We start from the raw sequence: 18,435 nt of genomic DNA on the forward strand, positions 1-18,435 counted from the left end.
ATGACATAACTTTGTAAAGTTACGCTTTTCGACTGTCCGTCTAAATAGGACCACTCCATACATCGGTAAAGGTACTCAAAGATTGAAGAAGGCTTTATAAAAACAAGGCTTCTTCAAGAAATTGAGTCAGAATTGTCGAGGTCGAAATAAATACTGTTCCTCCCAGTGTGCTGTGTCCCACAGTACCTTGAAGAAAGTTTGAAGCATTTTACTACGTTCCCCCCCCAACTCATTCCATTCACCCTTTAAAACTCGCTCCCCACAAACCAGCCTCAGAGAGGTGCCATCTTCGTAATAAAACAAGCCGTTTTTTGTTATTTTTGTACATGGGGTGGCATTTATCCGCAGAACACTACAGCTATACGAGAAATGACAGTAGAATTAATACCCGTAATAGAAATTGGATATAACAATCACGACGTTCCGACACCTGACAAAAATCCTTATTGGGAATACCCTGACTTATGGGACAAATATAATTCTGACAGTTACAAAAAAGCAGGTTTTGAAGACGAGTTAAAGCCATATTTAGCAGGTTCTTCATTTTACAGACTTTCTGAAATCACAGATAGTAATTTGACGAAACTTGTACTTGACCACACAAAAGAAATGAGAGATGGAAAATACGAACGAGAACAAGCCAGTGCATTATTTGGCGGTTATGTTCTTCGCATCGGTGAACAAGATAAATATTTTCCTCAATGTTGTGGCGACCTCTCAGACATTCATTATTGGGAAAAACTTGCAAATGGGACAGATGGTTTTTATGCAGGACACCCACAACCACAAGTAAAAATAGACGCGAATAAAGTTGTTCTTGATTTTTCAGTTGAAGAATTTGACGAACCCTTTGTGCCGCCCCCAAAAGACGTATTTGTTTCACTTAATATTTTATCTTTAAAGGCAGCTATTGAAATTGCAAAACAAGATTTGCATATTTTGGAAATTAGACTTGAAAAGATAAATCAGGACAACAATCTCAATATTGACAAAATTTGCGAACTCTTAATTTGGAATGACAGAAACTATCAATAAGGAAAACCGAACGGCTAACATCGTATTGGCAATAGTGGAGCGGGCAATTCTAAACTCAACATTTTTACTTCTATTGAACATTTGTGCAAATGTTGGACTGACATTTTTCAAATACCCTACCGTCGCCAAACTTCAAACCGTCTATAATCATCTTATCATCAACAAATACGACTAAAAATAGTAAAATTAAATGCGAATAACTGAAAGAAAATATTTAGATGTATATCAACAATCAATAGGAAACGAAATCCCTACATTGATAACAGAATTTAATGTCTCAGAAAACAGTGGTGGGTTTGATTATTTAACAAAATCTTCCGCAGTTTATTCGTCAAATATTGAAGGGAATAGCATTGATTTAAACTCCTACATGAATTATGAAATGAATAAAGATAAATTCAAAGTAGGAAAAGAGATTCAAGAAATTGAAGACTTGATTAAAGCGTATGAATTTGCACAAAACAACAATCTCAATGAGAAAAACCTGTTAAATTGTCATAAAATATTTTCAAATACTTTATTAATTAGGAGTAAAAGAGGAAAATACAGGATTGAACAAGTTGGCGTTTTTGGCAAATCTGGGTTAGCTTACATGGCAATTGAACCAGAATTTGTAAAAAAAGAAATGCAAATTCTTTTTCAAGACATAAATGAACTCATTTTATCTAATCTTCGTGAAATTGAAGTTTTTTATTTTGCATCATTAATTCATTTAAGATTTGCTCACATTCATCCATTTAGAGATGGAAATGGCAGGGCGGCCAGATTAATCGAAAAATGGTTCGTTTCCGAAAAGCTAGGCCGTAATTTTTGGAAAATGCCGTCGGAAGAGTACTACAAGAAAAACCAAGCGACTTATTACAACACGATTAATCTTGGTGTCAACTTTTATGAATTAGATTATGACAAGTGTATTGGATTTCTGAAAATGCTGCCGAGTTGCTTGAAATAGTCCTATTTTTCAAATTATGTGAGTAGAGAACAACCCCGACTTTCCTTACTACCGCAAGCCTCGCCCCTACTAACATGAATGGTAAAATTCTCCTTTGTTTGTTGATTGTCGTCTTTATCGGTTGCAAAAACGACGCTGATATTTTCCCTGCCCAATTCAGTAAAACCCCAGATTACGCTTGGGTTTTTCCTGAGGATCAGGTGCGTACCATCACCATCCAACTAGGACAAGAAAACTGGGATAAAATCCAGAAGGATATGGAATGGCGTACGGCGCGCAAATTTGGCAGCGCCAGCACCATTCCAGGCATGACTCCTCCCGTGGGTGCGCCCTTAGACGCGGTGTATGGCGACCCCATCTTTGTCCAAGCCCAAATCAAACAAGGCGACCTTACATGGAAAAAGGTGGGTTTTCGACTCAAAGGCAACGCGTCCCTCAACGGTTCGTGGCGAAGTGGTATTTATAAACTGCCGTTTAAGCTGAAATTCGACGAATGGGAAGACCAGAATCCCGACATCAAAAATCAACGTTTTTATGGCTTTCAAGAACTTTCGTTTGCGCCAAGCTACGGCGACGACTCTTTTCTAAAAGAAAAACTCCTCACCCAACTCTTCCGAAACAATGGCGTCATGGCCTGCAAAGTCGCCTATTACAAGGTGGTGATTGATTTTGGGCAAGGCTTTAGAAATTGTGGCGTTTATCAGGTGATTGAGACCGTGGAGGAACACATGGTAGAAACGCAAAGCGGCAAAAAAATGGGCAACGTATATAAGCCTGAGTCGAATATGCAGCAGTTTATTAGTAGCCAATTTGAAAAACAAAACAATCAAACGTTGGCCGACTACTCGGACGTAAAACAACTGATTACCACTCTCAATAGCCCTTTACGCGTCAGCGACAATGCGCAATGGAAGAAGGAATTAGAGGCGATATTTGACGTCAAGGAGTTTTTGAGGTACTTGGCTGTCAACAATACCGTCGGCAATTGGGATTCATACGGGGTCTTGGCGCACAACTATTTCTTAGCCAATACCGACGGCGTTATGCACTGGATTCCTTACGACCTCAACTTGTCGTTTCAGATGCGGGGCGGCTCCAACAATTCGAGGTTTGCCCTCAGTATGGACATGAAAGAGCTGACGAGTCAGTGGCCTTTGATACGGTATATTGTCGATGACCCCGCCTATTTTGCCTATTACAAAGCCGCCGTGAAGGAATTTATCCAGAAAGATTTTAACCCCCAAGTGATGGGGGCTTATATCCAGAAACACAGGACGATTTTGCAGCCTTATTTTGCAGGAACAGGCGTGGAAGCTCCTCCGTATAGTCATCTAAGAAGCCCCCAAAACGTTGAAACCGCCATCACGGCACTCGAAAAATACATCAATGAAAGGTACCAAGTTGCGCTTGATTTCTAATTGACGAAAGACGCACTACGGCTCTTTTCTCCAAATAGCCCCGTTTTTGGTGGTGATTTTTGTCAAAATTCCTTGACCAGAAAGCTCATTTAATACTTTTTCGCTTTCATTCCTCGGGGTATTTGAAAGCACCGAAAACTCTTTCGCGGTCAACGATTGGTACTTTGTAAAGAGGGTTTCCCACGTTTTGTCGTATTCGCTTTTGGTCGCTGCTTCGTGCAGTCTCAACACGGCTGTTTCGTAGAAAATATAAGGTTTTGTACCATACACGGTTTCTTGACTCCCTCCGTTGGTTGAAAAAAACATGGTCGGAAATCCCCTGACACCGTACGCTTTTGCTACGCGCAAATCTTCCTCAAAAAGTGCGTTGGCTTTTCCTTCAAAATCCGTTTTTAGCTGCACCACGTCCAACCCTACTTTTTTCGCAGCAGTGGCGAGGTGTTCCCATTGGGTGATGTTCTTCTTCTGTAAAAAAACCATTTCCCGTATTTCTCTTAAAAATAAAATCGCCTTTTCATTGCTCTGCATTTGCGCTGCTTTGAAAGCAATCGACGGCGGATACGACGAATGCAAAGGAGATTCTAGCCAAACGTCACCGTCGATGGGCATATCATAATGCACGCTCACTTCGTCCCAGTGATGTGCCACGTCTGAAGGCTTGCTAATTCCGCCGCTGTTGTAGCTCCAATCGGGCAACAAACCTCCCATGCGGTATTCGATTTCGATACTGTTTCCGTACTCCAATTTTAATTTTCGAAGCTGTGGTTCTATTCCCCAGCACGAAGAGCAAATTGGGTCAGTAAAATAGACAACTTTCACTGGTTTTTGGGTCTTTGTAGTGACAGCTTTCAGGGTGTCGGTCGCGTCTGGAAGTCCACAAATTCCCGCTACGGGATCGCACAAAAGCGGATTACTGTTTACTGTTTCGTTGGCCATTGTTTTGTTTTTTGGTTGTGCTTGGCAATTTAAAAAAACGGCTACCAAGACAATTGCGGTACTATATATTTTCATTTTGAGTTGATCGTCAAGAAGTATGTACCCCAAAAAGCACATTCATTTGCTTGATTTTTAAGTCCGATACAAAGGTAAAGTCGAGACAGTTTACAATTGTTATGCGTTTCCTTTTAGAAACTACTTTCCCATTAGAAACTATCCCCATTTTTGATACCTTTGTTTTACCATTTTGAACTGTAAAGTATGAAAAAAGAAGCAAGTCTAAACACTACGGCCATTTGCAAAACCCGTATTGGGGCTATTAAAGACACGATGGAAATACTGTCGGGGAAATGGAAAATCCACATTTTGGGCACGCTCATGCAAAGTGAGAAAATGCGTTTTATGGATTTGTTGAGAGAAGTAGATGGTATTGCGGCAAAAATGCTTTCAAAAGAATTGCAAGACATGGAAATGAACCATCTGATACGTCGTACCGTGCTCGATACCAAGCCCATTACAGTCGAATATGAAGTGACCGAATACGGAAAAACCCTAGAACGGATTATTGATGAAATAGCTCAATGGGGAATTGAGTACAGAAAATCCATTTATGAAATGTCTAAGTGACCAATTAGCACCGTTGCGATGTTCACTTTCCCTTTCCAAACCCCAGTAAGGCATTCATTACAAAACGGTTTTGGGTTTCGTTCTCAAACGTAAACGACAATTCTTTGTTGGTTTTGTTTTCGTAGTCAATGTCGTTATGCCCCATGTTGAGGTACAACATTCGGTAGTTTTTGTTGCGCCACGCCACGGGATAATAGCCGCTGTGCCAAATCTCGTGCGGCTTAGGTCCTGTTCCCAACGGAAAACTAGCGGGGTCAATCGACAACAAAATTTCAATGTCAGGATTCTGCCGTAAGTCATGCTCCCAGCGGTACCATTCGTTGGGGGCTGTGGTAAAAGTCGTGGGGAGTTTTTTGGTTGAAAAGTGCTTTTTGGTTTCGACTTTAAGCACCGCCGACGTCGGCCGCCACGTATTGCTCTTGTACTGCCCCGCCCCCAAAAATGTTTCGTGGTACCAATTCCAATCCTGCGGATACTTAGACGGGGTTAGGGCAAAAGCGGCAAAATGAAACCCAATCCACGCCCCTCCTTTTTTCATGTATTCTTCAAACGCCTTCCGTTGACTGGGTTTATCGGGACGCGTATCCAAGAACAAAACTACCTGATAATTAGACAAATAATCAGCGTTTAGGTTGTCCCAATTGGACGTAGTATCGTATTGAAAATGGTGTTTCTCCGCCATTTTTGGAAAGAAACGATTTGCTTCTTTGACAAAACTGACGTGCGCTTGGTCGTTTTTGCCCGTAAAAAAAGCAACGACTTTAAACGATTGCGCACGGGCATATTCCGCAGCCATACTGCACAGCATCAGGGCAATGAAGTATATTTTCATTTTGGAGAACTACTTGATTATTTGGCAAATTAAAAAACAAATTTTAAAGTAGTCGATAATAACACACCGATTATCCGTATTCAATTCTCCACCTATGGCTCATAAACGTATTCGCCATCCGCCATAAATTTGTTGTCCACATACAGTTTATAGGTCGCAGGAAAACCCGAAACAGCATCGTAGGTGTATTCATACCGCCATACATTGGCTTTGTTTCCGTTGGCATCTAAGCCAAAATTGGCCGTTACGTTGTTCGGACTTGGCCAACTTGGATTCCAATACGGAACATTCAGCTTCCTCAACGGGCTTGGCTTGGCATCATACTCCCAATACGACCCTCCCCAAAAAAGCAAATTTCCGCGTTGGTCGTATTCATAGACCGATACACCATTCGTTTGCCCATCAGGCGTAAACCTTTCACTTTTTAAGAGTCTCCCCGAATTGTCGTAGCTATTCAGTTGATACGAACTAACTTCTTTGGGGTTGTTCATCGAATACGTGATGATTTTGGAAGGATAAGGCTGGTTGGAGGCATACTCGTATTTAGTGGCCCATTGCAGCGCAAGCGGCTTACCTGGCGCGGGAAAAGTACTTAGATGCAGCGGATGCGACGACCAATATTCTTGTTTGACGACTCGGCTCCCGTCGTATTCATAACGCCATGATTCCCAGACGTTACGACCATCTGAGTAGTACTTTTGGATTTCGGTAACATACCCTTGTTTGTTGTACAAAAACGCCATCTGCAGTTTCCCATTTTCGCGTATCTCGCTGATTTTGGGGCCGATGTTATTCAAGGGCGATGGGTTGTTTCCACAACCCATCAACCAGCAAGTGATTGCTAGAAAGAAATAGATTTTTTTCATGGGAAAGTTTCTTTCAACCATGACGCAAATAAAACCCCTCAGGTTGGATTCCAGCCCCAATCTCAGGAAGCAGCCCTTGCTTCCATCTGAAACTTTTTGGGCGTCAGTCCAAAGTGCTTTTGAAACATCTTGTTAAACTTAATGCTCGATTTGTCACCGTAACCAATCATTTTGGCAATTTCTTTTGCTTTATGCCCTTTTCGGAGCAAATCGGCCGCATAGTCCATTTTTTTATCAATGTACAATTGGTAAAAAGACTTGCCATAGACGGTTTTAAAGATTTGTTGAAAGTTTAACAAACTGATACTGTACTCTTTGACAATGTCCTTGATGTTGGCCGAGGTACTAAAATCGGTGTCAGAAATGTACTGTCGATAGATGTTTTCTACTAGCTGCGCTTCTTTCAGGCGCTTTTCTTTTTTTCTAGGGGTTAAAGCAGGGTCGGCATCACTCATTAACGAGGCAATCTCCAAGGGAGACTCAGTAGCGCTAGTTCCTTTGTATTCTACTTTAAAAGGGATGTGTGCTTTGATAAGGAACTCCATACATTCAGCAACATTGGCCTTATCAATTTCGATGATAAGGGTTTCTCCAGTTAGGTTTGGCGGGATGGCATTCATAACGACATTTCAAAATTATACTTTATTATCAATCTTCCACTGATGGTTTCATCAAAATTAGCCCAAAAGAAACAAATATCCAATAGCAAAAAAGATACGAAACGAAAAAGTAAATAAAATGCCTTTTTGAGCATACAAACACTCTTTTTCTTTGTACAAAATTCGTCATTTTTTTACCTTCTAAATGCCTACAATTGACGCCCTCAAATGTCAAAAAACCAGTCTCTTTCGTTTTAAATGACTAACAAACAACGAACTAAAGGGCGCAATTATGCACTATTTTTTGGTACTTCCAAACCGTTAAATAAATTCTCCAAAATTATTTATCAAGCGTTTTTTCTTCAGAGTTATGGCTATTTATCAAACAATATATACAATTCAGACATTAGCTTATGGTATAAAATTATGGCGTGGCAAAACATCCTTTTGGACAGCGAAATAGTCTTCGCTCGCGCATCCGTCGTACTATAGATATTTATTTTTCTGATAAGCCAACTATGCGTTTCACTTCCACACTTGCATTATTGCTAACATTTTGGGTAACATTCCCTTCGCTATCTCAAAAACTACGCCCAACGGCCTACACCGACCAGCCATATCTCCAAGATTATAGCATCAAATACTATGTTCAAGACAGTTCGGTGCAGCTTCGTAAAATCCTTACCGACAAAGACGGGCGGGTGCGAATTTTGACTTCAGCAGGACTCATGCAGCCCCACGGGGGACAGTTCCAGTACCCAGGCCAACTTCGCCCAGACCGCTCGTACATACCGATGGCCAGCCGAAAAATAGCAGACATGGCACTTCTTCAAGGTCAACTGGTTTTTGTGGACGACCGTGCGGTGTTGAGCAATGCGTGGGCAGGAAAAGTGTATGCGCCACATGCGCTTGGCTCGGCCCAGGAACTGGCGTCGTCGCCTAACTTTACGTTTTTGGTTGCCAATGCTCAACAGCTGACCTTGCTTCAAAACAATGCCGTTGTGGACACAAAACCCGCCCCAAGTCAGCCCATTTTGGAGCTGGTGTTTGATGCTCCTCGAAACCGTTTTTTAATGCTCACCTCGCAGCAGATTCTCTCCTATTCAGTGGCGACCAAAGCGGTTAAAACCGAATTTCAGGGCAATAATCTGAGCTGTTTTGCTTTGGCCAAAGACTCCCTGTTTGTAGGTACTTCAAACGGCTATTTTGCCGTTTCGGCCCTTACTTTCAAGGCCACTGCACTTCAAGAAAAACTACCTTGTCCACAGCTAACCGCCATGGCGTACATCAACGACAAACTATGGCTAGGCTCTACCACGGGGGCCTTTATGCGTCGGCCAGAAGGTGGCTTTAACTATTATTATGGCGAACGTTGGATTCCTAGTAATCGGGTGGTGAGCATTGCAGCAGGGCCAAACCAAACCGTTCAAGTACTTACCGACAAAGGCGTAGGCGAAATTCATTTTGACAAAATGACCCTCCACGACAAAGCAATGGTCTATGAAAATCAAGTGCGCCAACGCCACATTCGTTATGGTTTCAACTGCGACGTTTCTACCTTAAAAAATGGCGATTTGTCCACTTTTGAAATGGGACAGCGCGACAGCGACAACCTCTGGACGTCGATGTACCTCGTTAGCCAGCTGTTTCGATACAAAGTGACGGGAGAAAAAGTAGCCCTCGACAACTGCCTCGAATCGTTTGAAGCCATGCAACGACTCTTTAGTATTACCAACATGAAAGGGTACTTTGCCCGAGGTTTTGAACGGCACGGACACCATAAATTTAAGGCCATTCCGTGGGATGGTGGCATGACCAATGGCTGGGTGCAGGCCAAAGACAGCGTGTGGGATTGGCGAGGGACCACCAGTAGCGACCAAACCGTGGGGCAAATGTTTGCGTTGACCCTTTTGGCACAAAACCTGGACGGCGAAGTCAAACAAAAAGCCATTACTTTGATGGACGAACTGATGACCTACATCATCGAAAATGATTGGTATTTGATTGATTTTGATGGCAAACCCACCCTTTGGGGAAAGTGGAATCCTGCGTATGTCAATGGGTTTTCCAAAACAGTTGGTGACCGCAAATTGTATGCGTCCAACATTATCGGCTTTTTACAAACGGCTTATCATTTTACCAAAAAAGAGATTTACAAACAAAAGGCGTACGAGTTGATGCAAAAACACGGCTATTTGGAGAACCTCATGCGCCCGATGGCCGAGATTGGGCGCGTTGATGAAAACCAAGGAAAACTTGCTGCCGAACTCTCCGAAGAGTGGAATCACTCCGACGACGAAATGTACTTTTTGGCGTACTGGTGTTTGTATCCGTACGCGTTTACTCCAGAGCTAAAAAAACAATACCTTCATGCCATCAAAGAGCATTGGAATTTTGAACGTCCTGAGAAGAATGGCTTGTGGAATTTGTGTTATGCCATGACAGGGGCACAACAATTTGACCAAAAAGAAACGATTTGGTACTTAAAAGAATTTCCGCTGGACATGGTCGAATGGCAGGTTATGAATAGCCACCGCAAAGACCTTGTGTCGGTTCCAGCCAATTTTCGGGGACAAACCATCACGCACGTTCTTCCGCCCGACGAGCGTCCAGAATTGAAACACAACCGTAACCTTTTCAAGCTCGACCGCCTTGCCAACGGCCAAAGTGAGTTAAGTGCGGGCGATTCCTTTTTATTACCCTATTGGATGGGGCGCTATTTGGGCGTCATCAGTGCTCCAACCCGTTAGTTATTGTCCTACTTTATAATGAACCAATTTGTATGCGTCTTCTAACAACCGTTTTATGCTTAACCACCCTTGCCATGACTTCTTGCAACAGTAACCAGTATTTAAAAGAAACGCAATTAACCAACGACCTTTCGTACCACCACGATTTGGACAACAACGACAATTTTTCGCCCGATGACCAGTGGTTGGTCTATGACACCCGCACCGATGACGGTGGCATTGCGGCATCGGCCAAAATTGAAAAAGTTCATACCCAAACGGGGGAGAAAAAAGTACTATACGCCCTGCCCAACAACGCCGCATGGGGGCCTGGCGCGGGGGCGGTAAGTTATGCCCACACCGAAGCCTCGGTGGTCTTTATCCATGGCCTAATGAATGTGACCGCCGCCAACCCTTATCAACAATGGCGACGGACAGGAATCATCATCAAAGACCAAGCGCCTAATGTTCCTATTTATATGGATGCCCGTGACGTGACGCCGCCTTTCACCGCTGGCGCACTGCGCGGCGGCACCCACCGCCACGAATGGAGCGGCGACGGGAATTGGATAGGTTATACCTATAATGATGCCATCCTAAAAGCACTTGAAGACAAAACGCAACAAAAACACAACCTCCGCACCATTGGCGTGTCGAAACGCGGACATTCGGTGACCGTTTCCAAAACAACCAACGGCGAAGATGTATCGAGCGAATGGTTTAGCGCGGTGGTCGTTCGGGTAACGCCTACCCCACAAGCAGGCTCCGACGAAATTAGCCACGCCGCAGGCGACAGTTGGGTGGGTTTAAATGGGTACCTAAAGCCCGACGGCCAACGCCAAATAGCGCGGGCTTTTGTGGGAAAAGTAAAAGATAAAAATGGCAAAGACGTTGATGAAGTTTTTATCGTGGACATTCCTGATGACATTACTCAAGCAGGCGCATGGGGGCCGCTCGAAGGCACCGACACCATGATGCCCATGCCGCCCAAAGGCACAAGTCAACGCCGCCTGACCCACACCGCCGACACAGCTTTTCCAGGATGTACGGGCGTTGTTCGTTCGTCGGGCGATGGTAGCGTGTTGGCATTTTTGGCCAAAGACGACAAAGGTGTGCAACAAATTTTCACCCTCTCGCCGCTTGGAGGTACACCCACTCAACTAACCTTTCATCCCTCCAATGTTGAAGGGTATTTTAGATGGCATCCCGACGGGCAGCACCTTTGCTACGTTTGGAATGGAAGCATTGTTTTGGTAAAACTTGGAAATGAACCCTTTGAAAATCGGGTACGACTACTTACACCTTCAAGCAACCCTTCGCCTTCCAATTTGGTATGGTCGCACGATGGAAAAAAGATAGCCTTCAACCGTGCGTTAAAAAAACCACAAACAGAACAAGAAAATAAGCAAGTTTTCATCGTTCATCTCGACAAATTATAAGGTATTTTCAAAATTGGCGGGCAACTTTCTCTAATTTTGTACGTTTAGAAATAGAACCCAAACGCGATATTCTCTTCGTATGAAACACATCAAACATTCTTTTTACCTCTGGTTGCTGGCACTGGTTGTCATTGTTAGTGGATGTTCCAAAAACAGCGACCCAACGCCTTCCAACCAGTATTTAGTAAGCAGCGCCCTCGTTGGAGAATTTACCAAAGACCAGCTTGTGCAGCGAATAGCGGCAGGCGACCCTGCATTTGCGCAAATTGCCCCGTTTCTTCAATACGGCATCAAAGTGTATAAAATCGTTTACAAAACGAAAAACACCGATGGCAAGGAAATTCAAGCTTCTGGGGCATTGATTTATCCTGCTGCCAAAACCACCACCTCGGCTCTTATCAGCGTACAGCACGGAACCATTCGCTCCGACCAAGAAGCGCCGTCGTACTTTGCGGCCAATTCGGAAGCAAGTTTAGCAGGCTCGCTTTTTGCTTCGTTGGGATACATCATCGCTTACCCCGACTACATTGGATATGGTACATCTAATACCGTACCGCATCCTTACGAGCATCGTGCCAGTTTGGCATCGGCCTGTTTGGACATGATTCGGGCATCGAAAGAGTTTATCAACCAAGAGAAAATTCAATGGGATGAACGTCTGTACATCGCGGGCTATTCGGCAGGTGGTTTTGCAACCATGTCGCTTCAAAAGAAAATCGAAGAGGAAGCCAGTGCCGAATTTAACCTGAGAGCATCGAGCTGTGGGGCGGGTGCTTACGATAAAACGGCTTTTATGAAGTACATTACCACCAACAAAACCACGGGGGTTGTGGGTTATAACCAACTTTATTTGTGGACATTACTTACTTACGACCGAATCTATGGCCTCAACCGCCCCACGACTCAGTACTTTAAAGACCCTTGGGCAGCCCAGATTCAGTCGTCTAAAGAGAATGCCACTATCAACGTGAGCTTTAATACCATTTTTACCGATGCGTTTGTCAAAGGACTCACCGACGGCACAGACACGGGTTTTACCAATGCAGTGAAAGACAACGACGTGTATGATTGGAAACCCAAAACACCCACGCGTTTGTACCACGGTGATGCCGACGATTTGGTCTTTTATTTCAATTCACAAAACGCCTTCAACGCCATGAAAGCACGCGGTGCAACCAATGTGGAACTGATTACCCTCAAAGGTAAAAACCACGCTACGGCGGTTCAGGATTTCCTTTTAGGTTCTTATCAATTCTTTTCTTCAATACAGTAAGAACTTCATATAAACTGTCTAAAATGAAACATCCCGAAAGTTCAGAACTTTCGGGATGTTTGCTTAGATAGCTTCCAAAGAAGGCCAAATTTAGATTCGCGTAAGCGCTATTTTGTATTCCTCTAAAATCTTCTCCTTCATCGTGATTTTACGGCGTTGGATGTTGATTTTACCCATCACTTGGCGTTCAGCTTCTGGATCAGGCGGCATATTTTGCGCATTGGCAATGGTCACCTCCAAATCTGCTTTTTCACGCTTGATGAGCCATTCCATCTCACGAATTTTGATGTTGAGCTGGTCTTGTGGCGTACGAATTTCAAACGCAGGATATTTACGTGAGATAACTCGGGCCAAATAACTCAACTCAAAAATCTTATCGCAAGCCGAACGGAAACGCTCTGCAATATTTTTATCTCCCACTCGGGGTGGAAGGCGAATTTCTTTCCATTGGTTCAACAACGTTTTGGCACGTTCTGATGCCTGAATGATGTCGCTCGAACGAGCAAGTTGCTCTGCTTCGCGGCACATTTCGCGTTGTTTGGTCACCAGTGGGTTTTCTTGCGGCTGCGTCACAATGCCACGGATACGGTTGATTTTATCCATAATCCGTTGGTTTGAGCGCTTAAATTGCTTGTACAATTTGGCCGAACGTTTCACTGGGATTTCACCCACGTCTTTCCATTCAGACCTCACTTGGCGCAAGATGCGGCTTGCTTCGTCAAGGTCATACATACGCATGAGCGAATCTGACTTGGCGATAAGTTCCGTATAGCGTTCGATGCGGTCGGCAATTACGCGGTTTAGTTCTGAGAAGAAATCACGACGTTGCTGGAAAAACGTATCCAACAGCAACTGGAATGTACCTTCGACTTCCTCTTGGTATTCTTTGTCAACAGGGCCAGTACGAATCCATTTCGATTTAATTTCTTGCAACATGTCCGTTGCGGCTTGCCAATCGTCGTTTTCGACTTGTACAGCCCGCGTTTCATCCAACAAAGCGCGCTTGATTTCCAGGTTTTTTTCTTGGTTGACTTTAATCAAGTCTTCAAGCACCACTTCCAATTTGTCGAGCCGTTCTAAGAGCGGGACAAAATCACCGAGTCCGTCAAAACTGAGCAGTTTTTTGCGTAGCTGCACCAATTTTGTCAGGTAAGAGCCTTTGTTCTGGGCTTCTTCTACATCACTTTCTAACTGTTCCACCTTACTCGAAGCAATATTGAAGCGATTTTTAAAATAATCAATGGCTTCTTGTTCGGTGCGTTTCACTTCGCCAATTTGGCGGTCTGGGTTCCCTAAATACCCTTTTAAGAATACCTTGCCGTCTGAGACATAGCCGTATTCGTCCATTAAGGTGGCATTTTCCATCACTGGTTTACTTTATTTATCTGCTTTTGAAGGTTTTGGTGGGCAATTTACGATATTTGCCACCACAAATTAAACGAAAAATGAGCAACGAAACTATTATTTTCTCGATGTCGGGGGTAAGTAAAGTAATTCCTCCCAACCGACAAATCATTAAAAACATTTATCTGTCGTTTTTCTATGGTGCTAAGATAGGCGTTTTAGGATTAAATGGCTCAGGAAAATCCACTCTTTTACGCATCATTGCAGGCATAGACAAAGCTTATACTGGCGAAGTTGTTTTTTCACCAGGGTATTCGGTGGGCTTGCTTGAACAAGAACCCCAATTTGACCCCACCAAGACCGTTCTTGAGGTTGTCCAAGAAGGAACGCAGGAAGTGGTCGATTTATTGAAAGAGTTTGATCAAATAAATGAAGCTTTTGGCGACGCCGATGCCGATTTTGATAAATTGCTGGAACGACAAGGGGAAGTTCAGGAGCGCCTCGACGCCCTCGACGCCTGGGATTTGGACAGCAAATTGGAGCGTGCCATGGACGCCCTTCGCTGCCCGCCGTCGGATGCCCTCATTGCTAATTTGTCGGGTGGTGAAAAACGCCGCGTGGCACTTTGCCGACTTTTATTGAAAAAACCTGACGTCCTTCTTTTAGACGAACCTACCAACCACTTGGATGCCGAGTCGGTATTGTGGTTAGAAGAACACCTTCGCCAATACGAAGGGACGGTCATTGCCGTAACGCACGACCGTTATTTCTTGGATAACGTGGCGGGTTGGATTTTGGAACTTGACCGTGGCGAAGGTATTCCTTGGAAGGGAAATTATTCTTCGTGGTTAGAGCAAAAACAAAACCGTTTGGCCAAAGAAGAAAAACAAGAATCAAAGCGTCAGAAAACGCTTCAACGCGAATTGGAGTGGGTACGGATGGCGCCCAAGGCGCGTCAGGCCAAGTCGAAGGCTCGTTTGGGGGCTTACGAAAAACTCTTGGACGAAGACATGAAGCAAAAAGAAGAGAAATTGGAGCTTTTCATTCCGTCTGGACCGCGTTTGGGCAATAAAGTGATTGAGATGGAAGGCGTTTCCAAAGCGTTTGGCGACAAGCTTTTGTTTGAAAATCTTACCTTTTCGCTTCCTCCTGCGGGTATTGTGGGTATCATTGGGCCTAACGGTGCGGGTAAATCGACGTTGTTCAAACTCATTACGGAGCAAGTCAAACCCGACAGCGGTACCACCGTCATTGGTGAAACGGTACAAATTGCGTACGCCGACCAAGAACACAACCAACTCGACCCCAACAAAACGGTTTACCAACAAATCTCGGAAGGCAACGATTGGGTATTGCTCGGTGGAAAACAAAGCAACGCCCGCGCCTACGTGAGCCGTTTTAACTTTACAGGAAGCGACCAAGAGAAGAAAATTGGAAACCTGTCGGGGGGAGAACGTAACCGTGTTCACTTAGCGATGATGCTCAAAGAAGGCGGCAACGTGTTGCTGCTCGATGAACCTACCAACGACTTGGACGTCAACACGCTTCGCGCCTTGGAAGAAGCCCTCGAAAACTTTGCAGGCTGCGCCGTGATTATCTCCCACGACCGTTGGTTCTTAGACCGTCTTTGCACGCACATCTTGGCTTTTGAAGGCGATTCTCAGGTGTACTGGTTTGAAGGAAACTTCTCCGACTACGAAGAAAACCGCCGCAAACGTTTAGGAACGGACGTAACACCAAAACGGATTAAATACAAAAAGTTGATGGCCTAGACCTAACAACAAAAAGCCCTGAAACAATTGTTTTTCAGGGCTTTTTGTTGTTATAGTAAGCTAGGATTTTTTCAACGTTTTACAAACCCGCACCACCGTTTCATCCAGCGGCCTGTAAGTAAATTCAAGCTCTTTCTGGATTTTTTCTCCGTTAAAAATAAACTTTGTTCGGGCGGTTTTGGCGGTTTCTTTGGTGATGAGTGGCTTGCTTCCCGTCAACCACGACCGAGCGGCTTCCACTCGCCAAATAATTTCTGTCAAAAAGGGCGACACAAGTTTTGACGGTGGACGTTTGCCAAAGCCTTCGGCTATTTTGGTAAATAATTCGCGGTACGTTGTACTTCCTGCACTTAGTACAAATCGCTCATTTTTCACTTCCGATACCAACAGCTTCACCGTCGCTTCTGCCACGTCTAGTACGTCAACGTAGTTGATTAGCCCTTCGGTATAAAACTTATTTTCGTCGAAAGCATACTTAAACAATTGTGTGCTGCTTCGCGTCCAGTCGCCTTCGCCGAGCACCATGCTTGGGTTGACCACCACCGCCGAAAGTCCCTCCGCCACGCCTCTCCACACCTCAATTTCTGCCAAATATTTACTTTTTCCGTAGTGCGAATTCAGGGGTGACTCTTCCCATTTTTGGTTTTCATCAATTACTGTCGGTTTCGACGCGTCTATCATGCGCGGGTCGGGCCGCCCAAGCGCCGCTACCGAACTCACAAAAGCCATTTTTTTGACCCCTACTTCTAATGCCAAGTTGACGACGTTGGCCGTTCCTTGTACATTAATTTGGTACATTTGTTTTTGATCTTTGGGAATAAAAGAAACAATTGCCGCCGTATGAATCACGTAGGTTACCCCTTCAAACGCCTTTTCCAATGCCTTCACATCCAATACATCTCCCTCGGCCCATTCCATCTTTGCTTCCACGCCGTTCAACAACTTCATGTCGCTTCCGCTACGACGTAGCCCACGGACACGGTGCCCATTGGCCAATAAATAGTTTACAATGGCACTACCTAAAAGGCCGTTTGCGCCAGTGACTAAAATGAGTGGTTCAGCTGATTTGTCCAAAAACGTAGAATTTTAAGTAAATTTCTTTTGTACAAAGGTAACGACAATGGTTCGATTGCTAAAAAAAACTATCAGGTGTTGACTATGGACTCTTAACTATTAAGTAACTTTCCGCCCCATTTGAAAAAATCGAATCACTATTGGTTGTAGCGCTGGGAGGTGAAGGGCATAGTTGCGTACTTTTTCACTTTTCCTCCTGGGGCTCTAACTCATAAAAAAACATTGAAAATGAACTTATTTGCATCTCTGAAGGAGACATTGACTGAGGGTATCGTAAATCAGATTGCGGTACAGAACAACGAAAAAACAGAGAAAATCCAAAAAGCAATTGATGCTTTCGCTGCTTCGATTGTGGGTGGTCTTATTAAGCGAGCCTCCAACGAATCGGGGATGAAACTTATTTTTAATCAGGCAAAAAACACACCATTTTCTCCCGAGCAACTTCCCCGAATTTTGAAAACGCCCTCAGAATTAGAAGAATTCAAGGCGGCTGGTGAAAAAATTCTCAATACAGTGCTCCCTGGCTTCAAAAGCTCTGTTTGTAGCATGGTGACGAAATACTCTGGCACAAAAAACTCGCTTGCGTCGTCGTTGAGTGGCATTTCGATGTCTATTATTATTTCGGTGTTGAAAAAGGTAGTAGCTGAGAAACAATTCGATGCCGAGTCATTGGCTGCTTATTTGGGAGAACAACGTGAAAGCCTCCTTACTATCGTTCCTGACCTCAACGACCGCATCATCGAAACCGTGGGAATTCAGTACCTTTTACAGAGTTTTGAAGTACCTCGTGCTGAACAATCGACGACCATCACCAAAAGTTCTGAGCCTATTCCAGCTAAGCAACCGTTTTTGGTCGGCGTCGATGTGGAAGATTCGGGATTGGGGCGAATTAATTTCAAATGGGTAGGACTTGGCCTCTTGGTCGTTGCCGTTATTGGGGCTGGTATTTACTTCTGGAGTCAGCGAGACACCTCGACGGTTGACACAGAAATAGATGCTGATACGCTTGCCGAAGCCCGTACGATTCAAGAACCAATCGCTGCTAACAAAACAACCGACACCACTGCTTCTGCTACTCCTACAACGCCTGCCGCAACCACGACCGAGAGCCCAATGGCTACCTATTTGGCAGATGCGGCCGCTGCCAAAGGAAAAGCGTTTAAGTTTGAAAACGTGGATTTTGAAGACAATACGGTGCAATTAAAAGCAACGGCATCTCAGCCCGTACAAGCCTTGGCCGATTTGTTGAAAAAATACCCAACCGCCCAAATCAAACTCGTCGCCTACGCCAACGATGCCAAGCCGCCATTGACCAACAAAGTGCTGTCGGTAAAACGGGTGTATGCCTTGAAAGACCAATTTGTAAAATCAGGCATTAGCTTCGTACGAGTAGATGCCGAAGGACGAGGCACGGGCATTAATCCTAAAGATACCACAGGCCGCAAACAAATACCTATGCGCGAAATATGGGTGAAGTTTGTGCAGAAATAGTCGATGGTTTATAGTCCACAGTCGATAGGGAGGATTAACCATCGACTG

The 18,435-nt window shown here is 44.3% G+C and carries 16 protein-coding genes; 10 read left to right on the plus strand and 6 right to left on the minus strand.

The annotated features are described in order from the left end of the window. Positions 1-369 precede the first annotated feature (369 nt). The 4 genes from AC23N5_RS25685 to AC23N5_RS25700 all read left to right on the plus strand — a co-directional run bounded on the left by AC23N5_RS25685 (position 370) and on the right by AC23N5_RS25700 (position 3,405). Positions 370-1,035: a hypothetical protein gene (locus AC23N5_RS25685; RefSeq protein WP_487757735.1), complete on the plus strand. Its 666-nt coding sequence runs from the start codon at positions 370-372 to the stop codon at positions 1,033-1,035. After that, a complete protein-coding gene (locus AC23N5_RS25690; protein ID WP_487757736.1) occupies positions 1,016-1,210 on the plus strand; it encodes a hypothetical protein in 195 nt (64 codons plus the stop codon). Before AC23N5_RS25685 ends, AC23N5_RS25690 begins: the two co-directional genes overlap by 20 nt. A 15-nt stretch (positions 1,211-1,225) precedes the next feature. Beyond that, entirely contained in the window at positions 1,226-1,987 is a 762-nt protein-coding gene (locus tag AC23N5_RS25695) for a Fic family protein (protein WP_487757737.1), read from the plus strand. A 74-nt stretch (positions 1,988-2,061) separates the two neighbouring features. Further along, the gene (locus AC23N5_RS25700) at positions 2,062-3,405 is read left to right on the plus strand and encodes a CotH kinase family protein (protein WP_487757738.1); all 1,344 of its coding nucleotides are present in this window, start codon (positions 2,062-2,064) and stop codon (positions 3,403-3,405) included. Between the two features lie 15 nt (positions 3,406-3,420). On the opposite strand, the gene AC23N5_RS25705 is transcribed toward AC23N5_RS25700, so the two are convergent. Beyond that, a complete protein-coding gene (locus AC23N5_RS25705) occupies positions 3,421-4,341 on the minus strand; it encodes a ClpXP adapter SpxH family protein (protein WP_487757739.1) in 921 nt (306 codons plus the stop codon). Between the two features lie 261 nt (positions 4,342-4,602). On the opposite strand from AC23N5_RS25705, the gene AC23N5_RS25710 reads away from it, so the two are divergent. Further along, positions 4,603-4,968 carry a winged helix-turn-helix transcriptional regulator gene (locus AC23N5_RS25710; protein WP_028522241.1) on the plus strand — a complete coding sequence of 122 codons (366 nt, stop codon included), beginning with the start codon at positions 4,603-4,605 and terminating at the stop codon, positions 4,966-4,968. A gap of 22 nt (positions 4,969-4,990) precedes the next feature. Here AC23N5_RS25710 and AC23N5_RS25715 read toward each other — a convergent pair whose 3' ends face one another. From AC23N5_RS25715 to AC23N5_RS25725, 3 genes are all read right to left on the minus strand, one after another. Next, on the minus strand, positions 4,991-5,776 hold the full coding sequence (locus AC23N5_RS25715) for a ThuA domain-containing protein (protein ID WP_487757808.1): 786 nt from the start codon (positions 5,774-5,776) through the stop codon (positions 4,991-4,993). A 116-nt stretch (positions 5,777-5,892) separates the two neighbouring features. Then, positions 5,893-6,666, minus strand: coding sequence for a hypothetical protein (locus tag AC23N5_RS25720; RefSeq protein ID WP_487757740.1), 774 nt, complete (start codon positions 6,664-6,666; stop codon positions 5,893-5,895). A 62-nt stretch (positions 6,667-6,728) separates the two neighbouring features. After that, positions 6,729-7,286, minus strand: a complete 558-nt coding sequence (locus AC23N5_RS25725; RefSeq protein WP_183979780.1) for a helix-turn-helix transcriptional regulator — start codon at positions 7,284-7,286, stop codon at positions 6,729-6,731. 497 nt (positions 7,287-7,783) lie between these two features. Here AC23N5_RS25725 and AC23N5_RS25730 point away from each other — a divergent pair, with 497 nt between their 5' ends. The 3 genes from AC23N5_RS25730 (at position 7,784) to AC23N5_RS25740 (ending at position 12,706) form a co-directional block, all read left to right on the plus strand. Continuing rightward, complete coding sequence (locus AC23N5_RS25730) at positions 7,784-10,015, plus strand: hypothetical protein (RefSeq protein ID WP_487757741.1); 2,232 nt, start codon at positions 7,784-7,786, stop codon at positions 10,013-10,015. Between the two features lie 74 nt (positions 10,016-10,089). Next, on the plus strand, positions 10,090-11,433 hold the full coding sequence (locus tag AC23N5_RS25735) for a DUF3748 domain-containing protein (RefSeq protein ID WP_487757742.1): 1,344 nt from the start codon (positions 10,090-10,092) through the stop codon (positions 11,431-11,433). A gap of 79 nt (positions 11,434-11,512) precedes the next feature. After that, positions 11,513-12,706: an alpha/beta hydrolase family protein gene (locus tag AC23N5_RS25740; RefSeq protein ID WP_487757743.1), complete on the plus strand. Its 1,194-nt coding sequence runs from the start codon at positions 11,513-11,515 to the stop codon at positions 12,704-12,706. Between the two features lie 90 nt (positions 12,707-12,796). Here the strand turns inward: AC23N5_RS25740 and AC23N5_RS25745 are convergent, their stop codons facing one another. Continuing rightward, positions 12,797-14,071: a DUF349 domain-containing protein gene (locus AC23N5_RS25745; RefSeq protein ID WP_028522234.1), complete on the minus strand. Its 1,275-nt coding sequence runs from the start codon at positions 14,069-14,071 to the stop codon at positions 12,797-12,799. 80 nt (positions 14,072-14,151) lie between these two features. Between AC23N5_RS25745 and ettA the strand changes: the two genes are divergently transcribed. Continuing rightward, the gene (gene ettA / locus AC23N5_RS25750) at positions 14,152-15,822 is read left to right on the plus strand and encodes an energy-dependent translational throttle protein EttA (RefSeq protein ID WP_183978737.1); all 1,671 of its coding nucleotides are present in this window, start codon (positions 14,152-14,154) and stop codon (positions 15,820-15,822) included. A 60-nt stretch (positions 15,823-15,882) separates the two neighbouring features. Here ettA and AC23N5_RS25755 read toward each other — a convergent pair whose 3' ends face one another. Beyond that, positions 15,883-16,896, minus strand: coding sequence for an NAD-dependent epimerase/dehydratase family protein (locus tag AC23N5_RS25755; RefSeq protein WP_487757744.1), 1,014 nt, complete (start codon positions 16,894-16,896; stop codon positions 15,883-15,885). A 228-nt stretch (positions 16,897-17,124) separates the two neighbouring features. Here AC23N5_RS25755 and AC23N5_RS25760 point away from each other — a divergent pair, with 228 nt between their 5' ends. Continuing rightward, positions 17,125-18,387 (plus strand): DUF937 domain-containing protein, encoded by a 1,263-nt coding sequence (locus AC23N5_RS25760; protein ID WP_487757745.1) that lies wholly within the window; start codon positions 17,125-17,127, stop codon positions 18,385-18,387. Positions 18,388-18,435 lie beyond the last annotated feature (48 nt).

This window comes from Runella sp. R5_40, from assembly GCF_057652295.1.

What these genes read in the sequence shown, in the direction of transcription:
- AC23N5_RS25725 (WP_183979780.1), bottom strand. Translation starts at nt 7,286, where the DNA reads ATGAATGCCATCCCGCCAAACCTAACTGGAGAAACCCTTATCATCGAA.
- AC23N5_RS25710 (WP_028522241.1), top strand. Translation starts at nt 4,603, where the DNA reads ATGAAAAAAGAAGCAAGTCTAAACACTACGGCCATTTGCAAAACCCGT.
- ettA (WP_183978737.1), top strand. Translation starts at nt 14,152, where the DNA reads ATGAGCAACGAAACTATTATTTTCTCGATGTCGGGGGTAAGTAAAGTA.
- AC23N5_RS25735 (WP_487757742.1), top strand. Translation starts at nt 10,090, where the DNA reads ATGACTTCTTGCAACAGTAACCAGTATTTAAAAGAAACGCAATTAACC.
- AC23N5_RS25715 (WP_487757808.1), bottom strand. Translation starts at nt 5,776, where the DNA reads ATGCTGTGCAGTATGGCTGCGGAATATGCCCGTGCGCAATCGTTTAAA.
- AC23N5_RS25695 (WP_487757737.1), top strand. Translation starts at nt 1,226, where the DNA reads ATGCGAATAACTGAAAGAAAATATTTAGATGTATATCAACAATCAATA.
- AC23N5_RS25685 (WP_487757735.1), top strand. Translation starts at nt 370, where the DNA reads ATGACAGTAGAATTAATACCCGTAATAGAAATTGGATATAACAATCAC.
- AC23N5_RS25745 (WP_028522234.1), bottom strand. Translation starts at nt 14,071, where the DNA reads ATGGAAAATGCCACCTTAATGGACGAATACGGCTATGTCTCAGACGGC.
- AC23N5_RS25740 (WP_487757743.1), top strand. Translation starts at nt 11,513, where the DNA reads ATGAAACACATCAAACATTCTTTTTACCTCTGGTTGCTGGCACTGGTT.
- AC23N5_RS25690 (WP_487757736.1), top strand. Translation starts at nt 1,016, where the DNA reads ATGACAGAAACTATCAATAAGGAAAACCGAACGGCTAACATCGTATTG.
- AC23N5_RS25705 (WP_487757739.1), bottom strand. Translation starts at nt 4,341, where the DNA reads ATGGCCAACGAAACAGTAAACAGTAATCCGCTTTTGTGCGATCCCGTA.
- AC23N5_RS25720 (WP_487757740.1), bottom strand. Translation starts at nt 6,666, where the DNA reads ATGAAAAAAATCTATTTCTTTCTAGCAATCACTTGCTGGTTGATGGGT.
- AC23N5_RS25730 (WP_487757741.1), top strand. Translation starts at nt 7,784, where the DNA reads ATGCGTTTCACTTCCACACTTGCATTATTGCTAACATTTTGGGTAACA.
- AC23N5_RS25700 (WP_487757738.1), top strand. Translation starts at nt 2,062, where the DNA reads ATGAATGGTAAAATTCTCCTTTGTTTGTTGATTGTCGTCTTTATCGGT.
- AC23N5_RS25760 (WP_487757745.1), top strand. Translation starts at nt 17,125, where the DNA reads ATGAACTTATTTGCATCTCTGAAGGAGACATTGACTGAGGGTATCGTA.